Annotated in this window: 15 protein-coding genes and 1 tRNA gene; 12 read left to right on the top strand and 4 right to left on the bottom strand. The window is 70.0% G+C overall.

What is annotated here, in order from left to right; translation table 11 throughout:
- From I53_RS17790 to I53_RS17770, 5 genes are all read left to right on the top strand, one after another.
- The coding region (locus tag I53_RS17790; RefSeq protein ID WP_043353039.1) for a heme biosynthesis HemY N-terminal domain-containing protein at nt 1–1,372 on the top strand (1,372 nt) is incomplete at its 5' end.
- 228 nt (nt 1,373–1,600) lie between these two features.
- Nucleotides 1,601–2,035, top strand: coding sequence for an NUDIX hydrolase (locus I53_RS17785; RefSeq protein ID WP_043353036.1), 435 nt, complete (start codon nt 1,601–1,603; stop codon nt 2,033–2,035).
- 102 nt (nt 2,036–2,137) lie between these two features.
- A tRNA-Thr gene (locus I53_RS17780) sits at nt 2,138–2,212 on the top strand.
- A gap of 123 nt (nt 2,213–2,335) precedes the next feature.
- The gene (locus I53_RS17775; protein ID WP_043353034.1) at nt 2,336–2,617 is read left to right on the top strand and encodes a hypothetical protein; all 282 of its coding nucleotides are present in this window, start codon (nt 2,336–2,338) and stop codon (nt 2,615–2,617) included.
- A gap of 379 nt (nt 2,618–2,996) precedes the next feature.
- Nucleotides 2,997–3,854, top strand: coding sequence for a manganese catalase family protein (locus I53_RS17770; RefSeq protein WP_043353032.1), 858 nt, complete (start codon nt 2,997–2,999; stop codon nt 3,852–3,854).
- 344 nt (nt 3,855–4,198) lie between these two features.
- On the opposite strand, the gene I53_RS17765 is transcribed toward I53_RS17770, so the two are convergent.
- Nucleotides 4,199–4,444, bottom strand: coding sequence for a hypothetical protein (locus I53_RS17765; RefSeq protein ID WP_043353031.1), 246 nt, complete (start codon nt 4,442–4,444; stop codon nt 4,199–4,201).
- 298 nt (nt 4,445–4,742) lie between these two features.
- On the opposite strand from I53_RS17765, the gene I53_RS17760 reads away from it, so the two are divergent.
- Complete coding sequence (locus tag I53_RS17760; RefSeq protein ID WP_051044873.1) at nt 4,743–5,492, top strand: sigma-70 family RNA polymerase sigma factor; 750 nt, start codon at nt 4,743–4,745, stop codon at nt 5,490–5,492.
- Between the two features lie 86 nt (nt 5,493–5,578).
- Complete coding sequence (locus I53_RS17755) at nt 5,579–5,950, top strand: energy transducer TonB (RefSeq protein WP_043353029.1); 372 nt, start codon at nt 5,579–5,581, stop codon at nt 5,948–5,950.
- A 149-nt stretch (nt 5,951–6,099) separates the two neighbouring features.
- On the opposite strand, the gene I53_RS17750 is transcribed toward I53_RS17755, so the two are convergent.
- Nucleotides 6,100–6,336 (bottom strand): hypothetical protein, encoded by a 237-nt coding sequence (locus tag I53_RS17750; RefSeq protein ID WP_043353028.1) that lies wholly within the window; start codon nt 6,334–6,336, stop codon nt 6,100–6,102.
- A gap of 373 nt (nt 6,337–6,709) precedes the next feature.
- Here I53_RS17750 and I53_RS17745 point away from each other — a divergent pair, with 373 nt between their 5' ends.
- Nucleotides 6,710–6,931, top strand: coding sequence for a hypothetical protein (locus I53_RS17745; protein WP_078946968.1), 222 nt, complete (start codon nt 6,710–6,712; stop codon nt 6,929–6,931).
- Between the two features lie 202 nt (nt 6,932–7,133).
- On the opposite strand, the gene I53_RS17740 is transcribed toward I53_RS17745, so the two are convergent.
- Both I53_RS17740 and I53_RS17735 read right to left on the bottom strand, forming a co-directional pair.
- Nucleotides 7,134–7,721 (bottom strand): TadE/TadG family type IV pilus assembly protein, encoded by a 588-nt coding sequence (locus I53_RS17740; RefSeq protein ID WP_043353026.1) that lies wholly within the window; start codon nt 7,719–7,721, stop codon nt 7,134–7,136.
- Nucleotides 7,715–8,326: a TadE/TadG family type IV pilus assembly protein gene (locus I53_RS17735; protein ID WP_051044870.1), complete on the bottom strand. Its 612-nt coding sequence runs from the start codon at nt 8,324–8,326 to the stop codon at nt 7,715–7,717. Before I53_RS17735 ends, I53_RS17740 begins: the two co-directional genes overlap by 7 nt.
- 479 nt (nt 8,327–8,805) lie before the next feature.
- On the opposite strand from I53_RS17735, the gene I53_RS17730 reads away from it, so the two are divergent.
- The 4 genes from I53_RS17730 to I53_RS36180 all read left to right on the top strand — a co-directional run bounded on the left by I53_RS17730 (nt 8,806) and on the right by I53_RS36180 (nt 14,004).
- On the top strand, nt 8,806–10,116 hold the full coding sequence (locus I53_RS17730) for a TadE/TadG family type IV pilus assembly protein (RefSeq protein WP_051044875.1): 1,311 nt from the start codon (nt 8,806–8,808) through the stop codon (nt 10,114–10,116).
- 54 nt (nt 10,117–10,170) lie between these two features.
- Nucleotides 10,171–11,208, top strand: a complete 1,038-nt coding sequence (locus I53_RS17725; RefSeq protein ID WP_043353023.1) for an HD-GYP domain-containing protein — start codon at nt 10,171–10,173, stop codon at nt 11,206–11,208.
- Nucleotides 11,209–11,272: 64 nt separating this feature from the next.
- Nucleotides 11,273–13,321 (top strand): ATP-binding protein, encoded by a 2,049-nt coding sequence (locus tag I53_RS17720; protein WP_374701340.1) that lies wholly within the window; start codon nt 11,273–11,275, stop codon nt 13,319–13,321.
- A 17-nt stretch (nt 13,322–13,338) separates the two neighbouring features.
- A complete protein-coding gene (locus I53_RS36180; RefSeq protein ID WP_374701339.1) occupies nt 13,339–14,004 on the top strand; it encodes a response regulator in 666 nt (221 codons plus the stop codon).
- The last annotated feature ends 296 nt before the right edge of the window (nt 14,005–14,300 follow it).

Below are 14,300 nucleotides of genomic sequence, written 5' to 3'. Positions count from 1 at the left end.
TGGTCGCGGCTCCGCCGAGCGGCGCCGCGCCAAGGGCCTCTCCGCCCTCTCCCGCGGCATGGTGGCGGTGGGCTCGGGCGATCCCCTGGCGGCCCGCCGCTTCGCGGGCGACGCCGAGCGGCTCCTCGGCACCGAGCCGCTGACCCTGCTGCTCAAGGCCCAGGCCGCGCAGATCTCCGGCGACCGGGACGCCGCCGAAAGCGCCTTCCAGCGCATGGTCGACGATCCCGAGACCCGGGTCCTGGGCCTGCGCGGCCTGTTCGTGGAGGCCCGGCGCCGGGAGGACGAGACGGCCGCCCGCGCCTACGCCACCGAGGCTGCCCGCCTCGCGCCGAGCGTCACCTGGGCCAACGAGGCCCTGCTCGAGGCGCAGAGCGCCGACGGCGACTGGGCCGCCGCCCTGGAGACCATCGAGCGCCGCTCGTCCCTCGGCCTGATCGACAAGGCCACCGCCCGGCGGCAGCGGGCCGTGCTGCTGACCGCGATCGCCGGCGAGCGCGAGGCCGGCGAGCCGGAACTCGCCGCGGAGCGCATCCTGCAGGCGGTCAAGCTCGCCCCCGATCTCGTCCCGGCGGCCTGCATCGCCGGACGCCTCCTCGCCCGCCGCGGCGACGTCAAGAAGGCGGCCCGGATCGTCGAGGCGGCCTGGAAGGCCAATCCCCATCCCGACCTCGCCAAGGTCTATCTCGGGCTGCGGCCCGGCGATTCGGTCCGCGACCGTCTCGCCCGCGCCGAGGTCCTGGCGAAGCTGTCCGTCTGGGATCCGGAATCCCGGCTCGCCCTGGGGCAGGCCGCCCTCGACGCGCGGGATTACAAGCGGGCCCGCGAGGCCGTGAAGCCCCTGCTCACCGACCGGCCGACCGCCCGCGCCTGCCTGATGATGGCGGCCATCGAGGAGGCCGAACACGGCGCCGCCTCCGGCCAGGCCCGCGAGTGGCTGGCCCGGGCCGCCCGCGCCCCGCGCGACCGCGTCTGGATCGCCGATGGCATCGCCACCGAAACCTGGGCGCCGGTCTCGCCGGTGACCGGACGCCTCGACGCCTTCACGTGGCGCGAGCCGCCGAACACTCTGGCCGCCGCACCCGCGGTGGAGCCGGAAGCGGAGTCGGCCGCCCCGGCCCTCGTCCCGGCCGCGACGCGCCCCTCTGCGCCCGTCCCCGGATCGGTCGCCCCGTCGGCGTCTGCACTGTCTTCTGCATCGGCCTCTGCAGCGGTTGCCACCGGACCGGGAACGCCGGTGCCTGTACCCACCGTCCTGCCGGCGAAGGCAGCCAGCGCGAAGACCGCCGGCGCCGATCCGGTCTCGGCCGGGATGGCGGCCGCAGCGCTGCCGCCGGGATCAGCGGATCGCGCCGTTCGTCGGATGGGATGACCGGCCGCGCCAAGCGCCGATCATCCCCGCAGATCATGACAGGACCGGCGCGACTTCACGGAGAGGTCGCGCCGTTCGTCTACTGGCAGTTGAATGTGCCGGCTCGCCCTATAGCGTGTGCTCAGAGCCGTCGACCGAGGGTCCGATCATCCGCCAGACTGCACAGAGCCCGCACGCGGCGTCGATGACGCCGGGTCGGGGCAGCCTTCCGCCTCGCGCGGTGCGACCATGACCCTCAACGACGATGACGGGGAGCCGCGTCGGCAGGTGGGAGCCTTGCCGTTCCGGCGCGGGCGGGATGGCCAGCCCAAGATCCTGCTGGTGACGTCGCGGGAAAGCCGTCGGTGGGTCATCCCGAAAGGGTGGCCGATGAAGGGGCGCAAGCCGTTCGAGGCGGCCGCGCGGGAGGCCTACGAGGAGGCGGGCCTGCGCGGTGCGGTCGGCAAGCGTCCGATCGGCTTCTACCTCTACCAGAAGCGCCTGAGGAACCTCGACACCGTCCTGTGCCAAGTGAAGGTCTTTCCCCTCGAGGTGCGCAAGCAGCTCAAGGACTTTCCCGAGGCGCGTCAACGGGACCTGCGCTGGTTCACACCGGTGGAAGCCGCCGAGGCGGTCTCCGAGCCGGGCCTCGCGGCCCTGATCCGGGCCGCATCGCGCACGTAAAATGCGCGGAAGCGCAACACGGCGTTGCCAACGCGGCGGCGATCCGTTATGGCCCCACTCGGCCGGACGGACACGCCCCCCGCGGGGGCGCCCCGGTCACCTGCTGCGGTAGCTCAGTGGTAGAGCACTTCATTGGTAATGAAGAGGTCGAGAGTTCAATCCTCTCTCGCAGCACCAGAAACCTTCTCGATCTGATCACCGGTCCGGCTGACGCTGCGGGTTCCTCGACGGGTCCCGGCGCAGACTGAGGATCGCAGCGGCTGCCCTGCCGACATCATCCGCGGAAGGGGACGTGCGGACGTGAACTCGACAGCCCTGTTCACCATGCTGGGCCTCGTCTTCGGCTGGGCGGTCCTGGCCGGCGCGGCCCTGATCACCGGCCGGCTCGCCACCTTCGCGTTTCTGATCCTGACGCTGATCGCTCTCTACCTGTATGTGCCGTGGGTCCGACTGCGCGCCAGCGGGATCGAAGGCTCCAGCCGGCCGGTGCGCTTCTGGACGAACGTCGCCATGCTGGGGGTCAGCCTCGCCGCCTGCCTCGCCTTCGCGATCATGCTCGCCCGCCGAGCCGGGCTCCTCTGAGCTCCGGGACGTCGGTGCGGCATCCTCGTGAGGCCGCACGGGCCGCGACCGCCGGACCGGGGACGCTTGCACGGTGCCCGGCCGGAGGCGCCTGCCAAGCGCCCTGAACCGGGGTTGGTCTCCCTTAACATACGTTATGTAATACGAGATGTTCTGGCGCGGGAATGATCGAGATTGACCGTGCCAATAGCCTGATCGAGCTTAATAAAATAGCTTTGAACAAATATTGTTCGTTATAAATAGATCGAGGAATCGAACCGTCGTTCTGACGCGGGGTTGGACAGGGTGAGAGGCTCGATGCTCCCACGGGGGTGCCGAGCCGAGAGCCGCTCGTGCGGTGGGCTTGAGCACGCCGTGCCTCTCGCGAGGGACAGATACCATGTACTATCACGACAAGCGTCTTCAGTATCCGGTCAAGGTCGACAGCCCCGACCCGATCTATGCCCGCATGCTCCAGCAGGCGATCGGCGGAATCGAAGGTGAGATCCGGGTCTGTATGCAGTACTTCTTCCAGGCCTGGGGCAATCGTGCTCCGACCACGAAGTACCGGGACATGCTGCTCGCCACCGCGACCGAGGAACTCGGCCATATCGAGATGCTCGCGACGGCGGTCGCGCTGAATCTTGAGAACGCGCCGACCAAGGTGCAGGAGGCCGGGGCGGCCGACGCGATCGTGGGGGCCATCATGGGCGGTGAGAACCCGCGCCACATCGCCGAGGGCATGCTGCACAAGACATTGCTGTCCACCGGCATGGCCGCCTTCCCGGGCAATTCCGACGGCCTGCCCTTCGACATGAGCCACGTCTACGCCAGCGGCAACATTGCGGCCGACATGTACTGCAACGTCGCCGCCGAGAGCACCGGCCGCGTCCTCGCAGTGCGGCTCTACAACGCCACGACCGACGCCGGCATGCGGGACATGTGGAGCTTCCTCATCGCCCGCGACACCATGCACCAGCAGCAATGGCTGGCGGTGATCGAGGAACTCGGCGGCCACGCGGGCACCCTGCCGATCCCGAACTCCTTCCCGCAGGAGAAGGAGAACCAGAAGTTCAACTACGCCTTCTTCGGGACGTCGGCGGACGGTTCGCCGCCGCCGGCCGGCCGCTGGACGCAGGGCCCCTCCCTCGACGGCAAGGGCACGTTCAGCGTCGTCCAGAACCAGCCGATGGGCGAGGAGCCGGTGCTCGGCCCGGCGCGGCCCGACAGCGGCGCCGAGTCCCAGCAGATCGGCTGATCGACCGGACGCTCCGATCCGCGCGCCCTCCGGTCGAGGCGTTTTCCTCGGAGGGATCCGCGCCCTGCGGTCCATCGGTCGGGGCGCGGGGCGGACCACGCGGCACAGTCGGCGAGGGTCGCGGCCGGTCGGCACGGCCGCGACGAGATCCGGCGGATCCGGGCGGCGGCCGGGCCCCCCGAGGGGCACCTCCCGATCGTCGGCCCGCATGGCACCGAGGGGGGCACTGCGGGCTTGCGCGTGGTGGCGCGCGATCCGGGTCGGGCGTCGGCGGCCCGCGATGCCTGAGACCGGAGCGGCGTTCGGATCTGCGGTCCGGGCGTCTCCCGTTGGCCGGCGGTGGCTCAGTGCCGGGTCCGCGTCCCGACGGCCGTGTCCGGGCCGCTGCGCGCCGCGAAGCGGGCGAGCCGGCCACGGCTCGGCTCCTCGAGGCCACCGGCATGCGCAAAGGTCGTCAGGGCGATGCCGACGAGAAAGCGGGCCTCAGCGGCCGTCACGGCGCGACCGCTCAAGGTGCTGGCCGCGCCTCGTACGGCGCTGACGGCTTCTTGGAAGGCGGGATCCATCTCGAGATCCGAGAGTCTGGTCATGGAGTCGATCCTTGTGTTCAACCCGCCGCGCCTGACCCCGTGTCGAAGACGACATGCGGAGCGGCGCGGTCTCGGACGGCGTCGCCACAGATTCGGCGCCGGGGCGTAGCGTTTTTCAGCGCGTCCAATGCCATCGAAACCCTCCTCGTTCCGGGGCGTTTCTCGTGTCCGCCGCGCCGACCGGCATGTTTCTGTCCATATATATTCGTATTGGCTGATCTATGTTGCGGCGAGTGTGACATATTCCGGGATTAATATCCGAAATCATGTTTTCATCCTGTTCAGGTGATCGGCTATCATGCTCGGAGTCTTGCTGGACGCTGATACAATCGACCCACCGGCGCCCCGGCTCCCCGACAGCGTGCAATCTCATCTCGGCCATCTGCTGGCGGCGACTTACGCGCAGGACGCCGTTGAGCCGACGATCGCGGAGCGCTTCGCCGAACTGCTGAGGTTGCTGGACGGTGCCTTCGGCGAGGCGCAAGACGGCCGTGAGAAGGAATTCCAGGCCTCGCTCCTGGGCATGGTGCCGAATCTGCAGCGCTTCGCGCGCTCGCTGCTGCGCAACCACGTCGGTGCCGACGACCTGCTGCAGAACACGCTTCTGCGGGCTTGGCGCTCGCGCGCCAGCTTCGTACCGGGCACCAACCTGGAAGCGTGGCTGTTCACGATCATGCGCAACGCGTTCTACAACGAGCACCGGAGGCACGGGCGCGAGGTGCAGGACGAGGATGGAGCGCAGGCGGAGCGGATGGTCTCGCTGCCCGAGCAGGGCGGCCATCTCGACCTGAGCGACGTCCAGGCGGCCCTCGGTCGTCTCACGCCGCCGATGCGGCAAGCGCTCGTGCTCGTGGCGATCGAGAACTTGACCTACGAGGAGACCGCCGCGATCATGCGGTGCCGGATCGGCACGGTGAAGAGCCGGGTCTGGCGGGCCCGGACGCAACTCGCGCAGATGCTGGGCTATACCGGCCTCGAGATCGGTAGCGACGACGTCATGCTGGCCGCCGCCGGCCCGAAAGGCTGGAAAACCGCCGCCGTCGCGTGACGGCGACACGGGATCGGGGTCGCAAGCGGCCCGTTCGGGGCGTAGGGTCGCCCCTCGATCCTGGGCTCAGGGAGCCACCGTTTCCCATGTCGCCGCGCGTCCTGATGTCCGGTGCTGTTGTGTTCGGTCTGGCTCTGGCGAGCGGAGCGCAGGCGACTCCAGGACCCGCGGTGCGGGCCTGGCTCTCAGACCTCGTCACGCGGATCGATGCCGCCGACCGCGCTCAGAGGGGATCGGGTACGGCTCGGGGCGGCGGAACCGTGCTGGTCCACGTCCAGATCGGTCCGGACGGGGCGGTGCAGAGCGCGGAGATCGAGCAGAGTTCGGGCTCGCCGAAACTCGATCAGCGCGCGCTCCGCGCCCTGCAGGGGATCAGCCCGACCTCCGCCCCGCCGCCCGCTCTCCTGAGCGGGGACGGGATCGTCGATCTCAGCATCCCGGTGGAACTCGGCCACTGAGCTCCGGCAGCCGGTGGCGGCGCCCGGAGAACGGGTTGTGCATCCCGGCTTCGTCTTCGATCGCCCCGCCGGCCTGTCTGCGCCGCTCCGTCAACCTGGCGTCGACGTCGCCACGATGATTGCAGCCCGCGGGCCGACGATCCGTTTGGTCAAGAATCTTCGCCGAAATCCGCCCCGAGATAGGCGCCGACGAGATACCCGGCCTGATGGGCGGTGAGATAGGCGAACAGCAATAGGATCTTCTCGGCGTCGAGATGCGTCCATACGAAGGCCCACAGGCCCAGCCACCCGATGCTGACCAGCATCGAGCTGGCTATCAGAACCGCTGCCCGATACCGCCAGCCCTCCCATACGCCCACCGCGAAGAGCAGGGCAGCAACCAGCAACGGGCCGTCTCCTTCCGCGCGAAAAGATAAACTTTTACGCGTTAAGTCTCTGTGGGTTCACAAACATTCAATGGGCTGACCGACCTTCGGGGGTGCGGTTTAATATTGTATGAACTCGGTCCGTCCTTCCGTTCGGCCGAACCTTGGCGATGCATCGGCCGGCTCCCGGAGCGCGGTCTCCTCGAGCCGACCGGTCGATGAGGCGCAGGCGGCAAGGTCCGCCTGCCCAGTCGCTCGGAAACGGAACCGGCACGGCAAACATTGATCGTATCGATATGCGGTATCGATTGCATCTGTTTGGATCATGTTGCTCTGCAACGTAAATACCCCCTCGAAGCCGGGCACGACCCGGATAACGAGAGGACTTCGCATCATGACCGTTCGCACCATCGTTCTCGCCGCCCTCGCCGCCGTTCCGATGATCGGCACCGCCCTGGCCGACGAGACCATCGCGCTGACTCCCCCGCTCTACCGTGAGCAGGCGCGTCCCACCGCCGCGGTTCGTCCGGCCTCGGAGCTGACCACGACGCCGCGTCTTGTCCCGGCGAGCCCGGCCTCGCGGCGGGTCGTCGCCACCGCGGTTTCGACCCGCTGAGGCGGGCGATGGCCGCGATCCGGCGCCACCGGGTCCATCCGGTGGCGCCGGCCGCGTCGCCGGATCGCCCGCGCCGCGCTTGGAAGACCGCCGCCGCGCCCGCGCACCCCGTCCTGCGTGCCGCAGGCGCCATCCTCCATCGCCGACCGGATTGCCGCGGAGGATTGGCCTCCGCTCGACGGGCCTGCCGCCGTCCGCCCGTTCAGGCCGGGCAGGGCTTGCCGCCGGGCAGAACCACCTCGCTCTGTCCGTTGTAGATCTCGCCTCCGCGCACCGGCCAGACCTTTCTGGATCGGAAGGTCCACCGGGTCAGCTTCGAGAGCACCGGGAAGATCGGATTATAGATCATCGTCACCTCCGACACGACGAAGCGATCGCCGTTTCGGGTCATCCCCGGGGGCGGTGGGCCGAGGGAGGTGCCGGCCGCGTAGGCCTGCCCGTTGGATTCGGCACTCGAGCAGACTTTGGTCGTCGCCGAGCTGCCGTCGCTGTAGGTGCCCGCGGCCGTCAGCACGATGCTCGCGCCGCTCACGTCGTAGGGGTTGGAGATCGCGCTGGTCGCGGCGAAGACCGGCTTCAGGTCGGCGTAGCTGCCGCGGGCGATCAGATCCGCCATCGTGGCCGACGCGTTGTCGAGCCGCTTCCCGATCATGAAGGCGCGGGGCAGCTCGATTGACCCCATCAGGATCAGCAGCAGGATCGGCGCGATCACGCTGAACTCGATCGCGCTGACGCCGTCCCGGCTGCCGATCAGGCCGGTCAGGCCCGCGCGGGGACGGAGGCTCAGCACGGTTTGGGCTCGTAATCCTCGGCCCGGAAGATCTCGGTGGTGACGAGCAGCTGCGACTTGTCGGACATGATCCGCCCGGTGAAGTCCAGCATCTGGAAGAGGCGCATCACCGGCACGGCGACCCGGACCGTCACCGTATCGCCGCCCTGCGGGCATTCGAACCGGGTGCCGAAGCCCGTCGTCCACGTCTTCGTGGTCTTGTCGAACGGCTCCGCCGGCTGCGATGCCGAGAACGAAGCCGTCCGCGACACGTCGAGGCGCAGATCGGCGCAGGGGAACAGCGCCGACGGGCCGGCACAGACGAGCTTGCGCAAGCGCTGGCTTGGATCGCTGCCGTCGGCGCCGTCCTGAAAGGCGCCCGTGCGCAGCTGGCGCACGCTGCGATCGACGGCGATATCGAGGGTCTGCTGCTCGATGGCGACGACGCCGGATTCTGCCACGACGCCCAAAAGTGCCAGGAACGGCGCCGCCAGGAGCGCGAACTCCACCGCCGAGGCGCCGCCGCGGTGGCCGCGCAGCCGTCGGATCCCTCCGTCGGTGCCAGCCCGGCCGCCCGGCTCGCGTGTGCGCCAGACAGTCGCGACGCGCCGCAAGATGCCCATCATGACAAACGAACTCTGCAGGTCCTGTGCCTGCTGCCGTCCCGGCTCAACGGCCGGACGAAGCTAGATGTAAGATCGGCTCGTTTAGAAAACGTTCAAACATGAGTAGAATTTGCCACCTTATCGAGGTTCGGCGGCGACGAGTCTGTGGAGGACTGTCTTTTCGCGCTTTAGTTGTATATAATTCGATTATACACTCTTCTGCTTGTATCGCGGCCCTGTGTTCCGGGGCGAGCGGTCTTCGGTCTGCAAGGGGTCCGACGATTTTCACAGCCAAGCGTGGCCGGACGGGCGGCGCTGGCATTTTGGCGTTCCAACGCGACGGATTCTTAGGAGCTGGGCGCTAGCCAGGTCGGGTCGGCGGTTGGTGCAGTCGCGATGGCCGCACCGATCCCGCCCGGGGAGAACTGCCCATTTTACCCTTCTGGAGAGCGCTCCGCATCGGCTCGCGCGCCCTGGCGGACCGGTCCGGCTCGGTGGCCCTGACCTTCGGTCTGAGCGCCGTGGTGCTGCTCGGCCTGACCGGCGGCGGCATCGACTATGCCCGCCTCGCCTCCCGGCGCAGCCAGCTCCAGAACGCGGCCGATGCCGGCGTTCTGGCGGCGGGCAATTACCTCAAGCTGGCTGTCGCGACCTCGGCGGCGGCCAAGAGTATCGTGGTCGACACGATCCAGGCCCAGGCGGCGCCCCGCACCGAGAGCCCGTATGCGCTCCAGGTCGACGTGGCGGACGACAGGACCAGCGTCGCCGTGACGGTCGACGAGACCGTCAAGCTCGCCTTCGGCGGCTTCGTCGGCGTGCCGATGGTCAAGGTCGCGGTGCGCTCGAAGGCGCGCGTCGTCGGCAAGATGCGCCTGTGCCTGCTCACGCTGGATCCGCTCGCCGACGGGGCCTTCGAACTGGAGAAGAGCGCCGAGGTCACGGCCCAGGACTGTTCGCTCTACAGCAACTCGCTGAGCCCTCGCGGCATGGTCGGCAAGGACAACGCCTATGCCCGGGCACAGACCATCTGCACCGCGGGCGGCTTCGACGGCGCCCGCGCGAATTTTGCCCCGCCGCCGCAGACGAGCTGTCCGCCCATCCAGGATCCGCTGAAGGACCGGGCGCCACCGCCGATCGGCGCCTGCACGGCGATCCCGGCCTCGGCCAACAGCAAGCGCGACACCAGCGGCAATCTCGTCGATCAGAGCGTGACCCTCGATCCGGGCACCTATTGCGGCGGCCTGCACATCACCAAGAGCGCCTCCGTCGCGTTGCGCGCCGGCACCTATGTGATGAAGGACGGGCCGCTCATCGTCGATAAGGATGCCGCCATGACCGGCATCGACGTCGCCTTCTACTTCACCGGCAACAAGGGCGGCCTCGTCTTCGACAAGAAGACCACGGTCAGTCTGTCGGCGCCCACCACAGGTCCCATGGCCGGCCTGCTGATGATGGAGGAGCGGGTGGTCAGCGATCCGGTCGACCCCACCCAGGCCGTTCTCGGGGATGTGTTGAGCCCGATCGCGCCGACGCCGCCGCCGCTGGCCGCGACCAAGCCCATGCGGACTTACCGGATCATCAGCGACAATGCGCGGACCATGTTGGGCACGCTCTACCTGCCGGCGGGCCGCGTGGTGATCGACGCGAGCAAACCCGTTGCCGACCAATCGGCCTACACGGTGATCGTGGCCCAGCAGGTCAACCTCTACGAGGGGCCGAATCTCTATCTGAACGCGAATTACGACGCGACGAGCGTGCCGGTGCCCAAGGGGGTCGGCCCCCTCTCGGGCAAGCTGCTGCTCTCGCAATAGCGGAGGCCACGATGCCGATCCTCCGCTGCCGGCCATTCGTCTGGGAGTGACGCGGTGCTCGCGCTGATCATCGACGATTCCGAGATGAACAACCTGCTGGTCATGCAGGCGCTCAAGCCCGTGGCCGGCTGCGAGCCGGTCGCCTTCACCTGCCCCAGGGCGGCGCTCGACTTCCTGCGGGCGCATGTCGACAGGATCGGGGTCGTCGTCACCGACTACGACATGCCCGGCCTGACCGGCCTCGACGTCATCGCGGCGGCGCGGGCGGTCCCGGGCTTCGCGCACGTGCCGATCGTCATGGTGACGAGTCTCGACCAGCGCAGCCTGCGCCATCAGGCCCTGCGCGCCGGCGCGACGGATTTCCTCGGCAAGCCCTGCGATCCCGTCGAGATCCAGGCGCGCATCACCAACCTGATGACGATCAGCGCGGCCCACCGGCAGGAGCAGGACCGGGCCGCGGTGCTCGCCCGCGAGGTCGCGGCGGCGGTCGCGGTCATCGAGGCGCGGGAGCGCGAGATCATCGCCCTGCTGATGCGCGCCGCCGAGCACCGGGACACCGATACCGGCGATCACATCGCCCGGGTGGCCGGCTACGTGGGCATCATCGCCGCCAATCTCGACTTCGATCCGGCGGAGATCCGGATCCTGAAGCTCGCCTCCACCATGCACGATGTCGGCAAGATCGGCGTTCCCGACGCGATCCTGCTCAAGCCGGGGCCGCTCACGGTCGAGGAGCGCGCCGAGATGGAGAAGCACGCCGAGCGCGGCCGGCGCATCCTGGAGGGCAGCACCTCCGACGTCGTGCGCCTCGCCGCCGAGATCGCCGAGAGCCACCACGAGCGCTGGGACGGAACCGGCTATCCCAAGCGCCTGCGCGGCGAGGCGATCCCGATCTCCGGTCGCATCGTGGCGGTGGCGGACGTGTTCGACGCCCTGGTGACCGAGCGGCCCTACAAGGCGGCCTGGCCCCTCGAGCGCGCACGGGCCTTCCTGGCGGACCAGGCAGGCCGCCACTTCGATCCGCGCTGCGTGGAGGCCTTCCTGGCGGGCTGGGAGATGGTGACGCGGACCTGCATCCGCGCCGCCGCCTGATCCCGCCTCTTCCGCCGCCCCCGTCCCGCGACCGGGCCCTCCGGGCCGCCTGAAGGAGAAGAGCGTGCATCTCGCGTGGCTCAGGCCGAGACGTTCCCTGGCCGGCCGGCTGGCGCTGGCGGTGACCGGCGCCGTCACGGCGGCCCTCGTCCTGGCGGCGGCCCTGTCGGTCTGGCGCGAGGTCGACCGCTACGCCGCCGACAAGCAAGCGGCGCTGGAGGCCGTCGCCCAGGTCTTCGCCCACGGGGGCGCCCGGGCCACGGCCGCCAACGACGAGGCCGCGGCCGCCGCCTCCCTCCGGGCGATCGGCAACGTGCCGTCCATCGTCTACGGGGCGATCGAGCGACCGGACGGGTCCGTCCTCGCCGAGCAGGGGATCGGCCTGCGGCTGACGCAGGACGCAGCCCTGGACGGGGCGGATCTCTCGCTCCTTCATCTGTTCGCCACCCAGAGTCTCCGGGCGACCGCGCCGATCCTCGAGAACGGGCGCCCCGTCGGTCGGGTCGTCCTGATCGGCGAGACCGACGACATCCGCGACCACGTCTGGGCCGCCGGCCAGAACGCCGCCCTGGCGGCCCTGCTGGCCGTCGCGATCGGGATCGGCGTGTCGTTCTACCTGCAGCGCAGCGTCACGCGGCCCCTGGGGGCCCTCACCCGGACCATGGAGGCGGTCCGCCTGCGCCACGATTACACGCAGCGCGCCCGCGTGGAGAGCGACGACGAGGTCGGCGCCCTGGCGCGCACCCTCAATGACCTGCTCTCCGCGGTCAACGAGCGCGACCACCGCCTCGCCGCCCACAGCGCCCACCTGGAGGCGGAGGTCCAGGCGCGGACAGCCGATCTGAGGGAGGCCAAGCAGGCCGCCGACGCCGCCAACGCCGCCAAGTCGACCTTCCTGGCCACGATGAGCCACGAGATCCGGACGCCGATGAACGGCGTCCTGGTCATGGCCGAACTGCTGGCGAGTGCCGACCTGCCGGTGCGCCAGCGCCGCTACGCCGAAGTCATCGCCCGGTCCGGCCGGTCGCTCCTGGCGATCATCAACGACATCCTCGACTTCGCGAAGGTCGAGGCGGGCAAGCTCGATCTCGAACACGTGCCGGTGTGCCCCGCCGAGATCGCCGATACCGTGGTGACGCTCTTCGCCGAGCGGGCCCGCGCGGCCGGGCTCGACCTCGCGGCCGACATCGCGCCGGAGGTGCCGCAGGCGATCCTCGGCGACCCGGTCCGCCTGGGTCAGGTGGTGAGCAATTTCGTGTCGAACGCGCTGAAGTTCACCGAGGCCGGGCACGTCTCCGTCCGGATGGCGCTCGATGCCGGGGACGGATGCCTCGTCATTGCCGTCGCCGATACCGGGATCGGCATCCCCCAGGACAAGCTGGCCACGATCTTCTCGGCCTTCTCGCAGGCCGATCAATCCACGACCCGCCGTTTCGGCGGGACCGGCCTCGGGCTCTCGATCGCCCAGCAGATCATCGCCGCGATGGGCGGCACCGTGGCGGTGGAGAGCCGCGTCGGCGCGGGCTCGACCTTCTCGGCGCGCATTCCCGTGACCGTCGCCGAACCCGCCCGGCCGATCCTGCGCCACGGCACGGTGCCGGCCGCGATCGTGCTGGACACCGCCGGTCCCGCGACCCGGGTTGCCCTCGCCGCCAGTCTGAGCGGGGCCGGCTTCGCGCCGGTCGCGGCGGACCGTGGCGCGGCCCCCGCCCACTGGGTCCTCGACGCGGCCGCCCTCGTGGCGGCGGGTCGCCGGCCGGATCGGGCCGGGCGCGTGCTCGTCCTGGCGGGGGCGGGCGACAATGCGGCCGATCAGGCCCTCCGGTCCGGCCTCGCCGACGCGGTGCTGCGCTGGCCCGTGATCCAGGCGGAGTGGCGGCCCCTCCTGGCGGCGCTGGCCGCGGGCGATCCCTTCACCGCGTCCGCGGCGGTCGCCGTCGCGACCGATCTGCTGCCGCAGTTCTCGGGCGCGCGGGTGCTCGTCGCCGACGACAGCGCGGTCAACCGCGAGGTCGCCCTCGAGGCCCTGGCCCGCTGCGGCGTGACCGATGTCGTGACCGTCGAGGACGGGGCCGGGACCGTGCGGCGGCCGGGGCGCAGCGTTTCGATCTGATCCTGAAGGATGGCAGCATGCCGGTCCTGGAGGGCTTCGCGGCCGCCCGGACGATCCGGCAGCGCGAGGCGGCCACGGACCGGCGCACCCCGATCGTCGCGCTCACGGCCCACGTCCTCGGCGAGGCTGCGGAAGCCGCAGAGGCCGCCGGCATGAACGGAACGCTCCTGAAGCCCTTCACCCTGCGGCAGCTCGCCGATCTCCTGCAGGCGCATGTCCCGTCCCTCCGGGACGCGGCACGGGAGGCTGCGGTGGGATCGGAAGAGGCCCGGGCCGCCTTGCCGACCGGAGCATCACCCGGAGCAGCACCCGAAGCATCGCCAGACGGCGATCTGCTCGACGCCGAGGTGCTGGACGGACTTCTCGGCCTCGGAGACGGTGCCTTCCTGGACCGCGTCCTCGATCTGTACCGGGCGCAAGGCCCTGTCGCGCTCGCCACCCTCCGATCGGCCCTCGCCGTCTCGGATCAGCCTGCCATCGCCAGGGCGGCCCACAGCCTCAAGTCGATGAGTGCGAATATCGGCGCCCGCGCCCTCGTCGCGCGGTTGCGCGCCATCGAGGATGCCGCCCGGAACGCGGCCTGCGCCGAGCCGCAAGAGGCCTGCGACGGGCTGGAGACCCTTTTCGCCGCGACGATCCGCGACCTCGAGGGGCGGACGCGCGCCCAGGCGGTGGCGGCCTGAGATCGACACCGGATCGGCGATGTCCTGCGCCGATGGGCCGGAGCCGCGGGGGCCGCTCCGCCCGGGACATCCGCCCCTCAGCCGATCCGCGCATCCGCCGGCCCGTTGGAGCCGGCGCTTGGGGGATGTCACGGTCGACCGCCGTCGCCCACCCGCGGGGCAGTGGGCGCCAATGCCCTGAGGAATGCCTCGTGATTTCGCAGACCTGCCCTGCGTTCCCAGGGCTGGTATGCCAGATACGAGCCTCGTAAAGCTGCGCTTCCTCCCAAGCACTCCATGGGCCCGCCCGGTTCGCC

The organism is Methylobacterium sp. B1, assembly GCF_000333255.1.
In the GTDB taxonomy this organism is placed as follows: Bacteria; Pseudomonadota; Alphaproteobacteria; order Rhizobiales; family Beijerinckiaceae; genus Methylobacterium; species Methylobacterium fujisawaense.
This window is presented reverse-complemented; position numbering and strand designations above follow the sequence as displayed.

Bases quoted from the DNA above. Each gene is read 5' to 3' on its own strand.
- I53_RS17785 (WP_043353036.1), top strand. From the start codon at position 1,601: ATGACCCTCAACGACGATGACGGGGAGCCGCGTCGGCAGGTGGGAGCC.
- I53_RS17770 (WP_043353032.1), top strand. From the start codon at position 2,997: ATGTACTATCACGACAAGCGTCTTCAGTATCCGGTCAAGGTCGACAGC.
- I53_RS17765 (WP_043353031.1), bottom strand. From the start codon at position 4,444: ATGACCAGACTCTCGGATCTCGAGATGGATCCCGCCTTCCAAGAAGCC.
- I53_RS17760 (WP_051044873.1), top strand. From the start codon at position 4,743: ATGCTCGGAGTCTTGCTGGACGCTGATACAATCGACCCACCGGCGCCC.
- I53_RS17755 (WP_043353029.1), top strand. From the start codon at position 5,579: ATGTCGCCGCGCGTCCTGATGTCCGGTGCTGTTGTGTTCGGTCTGGCT.
- I53_RS17745 (WP_078946968.1), top strand. From the start codon at position 6,710: ATGACCGTTCGCACCATCGTTCTCGCCGCCCTCGCCGCCGTTCCGATG.
- I53_RS17735 (WP_051044870.1), bottom strand. From the start codon at position 8,326: ATGATGGGCATCTTGCGGCGCGTCGCGACTGTCTGGCGCACACGCGAG.
- I53_RS36180 (WP_374701339.1), top strand. From the start codon at position 13,339: ATGCCGGTCCTGGAGGGCTTCGCGGCCGCCCGGACGATCCGGCAGCGC.